The organism is Denitrobacterium sp., from assembly GCF_056180635.1.
Map to the genome: position 1 here is coordinate 1 of NZ_JAZZJS010000033.1, position 3,547 is coordinate 3,547.

At 62.7% G+C, this 3,547-nt stretch carries 2 protein-coding genes; both read left to right on the forward strand.

Features of this window, described 5'->3' with window-relative positions:
- A partial coding sequence (locus AC04P6_RS02780; RefSeq protein ID WP_475565066.1) for a peptidoglycan D,D-transpeptidase FtsI family protein occupies positions 1 to 1,656 on the forward strand: 1,656 nt, incomplete at its 5' end.
- A gap of 72 nt (positions 1,657 to 1,728) precedes the next feature.
- Positions 1,729 to 3,547, forward strand: a 1,819-nt coding sequence (gene pknB, locus AC04P6_RS02785) for a Stk1 family PASTA domain-containing Ser/Thr kinase (protein WP_475565067.1), incomplete at its 3' end; no start/stop codon positions are given.

Sequence of the window (3,547 nt, forward strand, 5' to 3'; positions counted from 1 at the left end):
CTGCAGGCCTTCATCATCGTGGGAGGCGTCACGCGCCTCATTCCCCTCACGGGCCTCACGCTCCCCTTCATCAGCCAGGGCGGCTCTTCGCTACTTGCCAGCTTCATCGCCGTGGGCATGCTGCTGAAATGCGGCGACGAGGGCACGGGCGTGGGTCGCGAAATGACGGGCGCCATCGGCGGCCCCGGCCATGCCCAGACGGGCGTGCTTGGACGCGTGGCCCTGGGCAAGCGCCTCACGGGCCTCATGGTTATCATCTGCCTGCTGTTCGCCGTGCTCGTGGCCAACCTCACGCTGCTCATGGTGGTTAACGCCGAGTACTACCAGAACCTTTCCACGAACAACCACACCACCGCCAAGGAAGCCACGCGCGAGCGCGGCACCATCTCCACCAACGACGGCGTGGTGCTCGCGCAGAGCATCCAGAACGAAGACGGCACATACACGCGCATCTACCCCGCAGGCGTACTTGCCTCTCATGTGGTTGGCTATTCCAGCACGAAGTACGGCACGAGCGGCATCGAGTCGGCATGCAACGAAACGCTCACCGGCAACACCGACTTCGCCACCTGGACCGACGTCATCAATAGCTACGCCGGCATTTCCACCAGCGGAAACGACGTGAAGCTCACCATCAACTCCGAGATTCAGGAAGCCGCGCAGAACGCGCTTTCGGGCTACTCGGGTGCCTGCGTGGTGCTCGACCCCGAAACGGGCGCCGTGCTGGCGCTGGCCTCCTCGCCCACCTACGACGCCTCGGAGTTCGAGAGCCTCCTCTCCAACTCCACCGACTCCTCGTCGAGCGACGCACTGTACAACCGCGCGACCCAGGCGCTCTACGCCCCGGGCTCCACGTTCAAGATGCTCACGCTGGCAACGGCCCTGCAGAACGGCATCGCCAACGAGAACACCGTCTACAGCGCGCCCGGCAGCATGGACATCGGCAACGCGCCCGTTACCAACTTCGACGACACGAGCTATGGCGACATCACGCTCGCACGTGCCACGGAGGTTTCCAGCAACACGGTATTCGGTCAGGTTGGCGTACAGATTGGCCCCGAGCTGCTGGTGCGCAGCGCCGAGCAGTACGGCTTCAACAACACCACCGCCTTCGAGCTTCCGCTCTCGATGTCGCTCATGCCCGACCCCAGCGAGATGACCACATGGGAAACTGCGTGGGCTGCCGTGGGCCAACCCGTAGGCGAGCACGAGAGCCCCGCGGGTCCGCAGGCCACCGTCCTGCAGATGGCCATGGTGGGCGCGGCAATCGCCAACGGCGGCACCATCATGCAGCCGTACCTGGTAGACAGCGTCTACAACGCCGAGGGCGAAAAGGCCAGCGAGACGACGCCTTCCGTGTACGCCAACGTGATGTCGAACGACACGGCCGAGCGCACGCTTTCCGTGCTGCAGGGCGTTGTCGAAAGTGGCACCGGCAAGGGCGCGGCCATCTCGGGCGTGAACATCGCCGGCAAGACGGGTACCGCGCAGACCGATAAGGCACTCGACAACAGCTGGTTCGTGGGCATGGGTCCCACCGAGGATTGCAAAGTCGTGATCGCCATCGTTCTGGAGGAAAACGACGGTTCCACGAACGCTGCGACGCGAGCAAATAATGTGTTAAGCACCGCTTTGAAAGTACAAGGAGCACTGTAAATGGAGTATGCTAGCAGTACGGTAAAATCTCGCTAGCATGTGCCCAAAAGGAGTTTATACGTGAACGGAAACATGGTAGGCAGAGTCTTCAATAACCGCTATCAGCTCACCGACCGCATCGGCATCGGTGGCATGGCGGAAGTATACCGCGCTCAAGACCGCGTGCTCGGTCGCGTTGTCGCGGTGAAGGTCATGCTCCCCCAATACGCCGCAGACGCCGACTTCACGCAGCGCTTCCGCCAGGAAGCCGCATCGGCTGCCAACCTGCAGAGCCCCTATATCGTGAACGTCTACGACTGGGGTCACGACGGCGATACGTATTTCATCGTCATGGAATACGTGCGCGGCAGCGACCTGAAAACGGCCATCACGCAGCGCGGCGCCATCAGCCAGCGCAAGGTCGCCGAAATCGGCTCCCAGGTTTGCCAGGCCCTTTCCGTGGCCCACAACCAGGACATCATCCACCGCGACGTGAAGCCGCAGAACATCATGGTTCAGCCCGACGGCAACGTGAAGGTGATGGACTTCGGCATCGCGCGCGCCAAGAATTCCATGAAGCAGCAGACGTCTGCCGTCTTGGGCACCGCGCATTACATTTCGCCTGAACAGGCACAGGGCAAAGACCTCACCCCCGCCAGCGACATCTACTCGCTTGGCGTGGTCATGTACGAGGCCGTAACGGGCAAGCTGCCCTTCGACGGCCCCGACAGCGTAAGCGTCGCCATGAAGCAGGTGAGCGAATACCCCGTTCCCCCGAGCGAAATCAACCCCGAGGTCGACCCGGGCCTCGAGCAGATCATCATGCGCGCCCTCGAGAAAGACCCGCTGGCACGTTTCGCCACGGTAAGCGACATGAAGCATGCGCTGAACGATTACCTGGCTGGTCGCCCCGTGAACATGGCCGATGCCACGCACGTCATGGCCGGCGGCTTCGTTCCGCCCATGGCCGACGGCACGCAGGTCATGCCCTCGGTCGATGGCGCCACGGGTGCGCCCACCTCGGCGGCGCGCACCATGAAGGCAGTCGACGAAGACGCCATTCGCCAGAAGAAGCGCAAGCGCAACGTTATCGTGGCGCTCGTCCTCATCTTTGCCGTTGCGGCCATCGCCGCAGCCGTAATGCTCCTCACCGGCAACAAGGCGGGCACCGTGCCCGACGTTACGGGCCAGAGCGCCCAGGCCGCAGCCGTTACGCTAAAGGCCGCAGGCTACGAAGTGGGCACCACCACCGAAGTGTATTCCGACACCGTTGCCGCAGGTAACGTTGTTTCCACCGACCCGTCCGCCGGCACCATGGCCGCACAGGGCTCCACCGTGAACCTGAACGTTTCCAAGGGCAAAGAGCAGATCGAGGTGCCCAACCTCACGGGCATGACGCCTGACCAGGCAAAAGCCGCGCTGAACAAGCTGGGCCTCACGCCTAAGGAAGGCACGTCTGAATACTCCGACACGGCCGCCGAAGGCACGGTAGCGCGCCAGGACGTAACGGCAGGCACGAAGGTCGATACGGGCACCACCGTTACGTACTACCTGTCCAAGGGCTCGCAGAACGTTTCCGTTCCCGACCTTTCGGGCATGACGGAAAGCGAAGCCAACGAAGCGCTCGAAGCCGCAGGCCTTACGGGTAGCGCAAGCGACTCGCAGTACTCCTCCAGCGTGGCAAAGGGTTGCATCATCTCGCAGAACCCCTCGAAGAACACGAAGGTGGAAAAGGGTACGAAGGTCACGTACGTGGTTTCCCTGGGCCAGCAGTCGGTGCCGAACGTCATCGGCCTCACGCAGTCCGAGGCGCTCTCGCAGCTCAGCGACTTCAACGTGCACGTGGTCGACCAGTCCAGCAGCACCGTTGCCAAGGGCATCGTCATCGACCAGAAGAAGAACTCCGACAGTT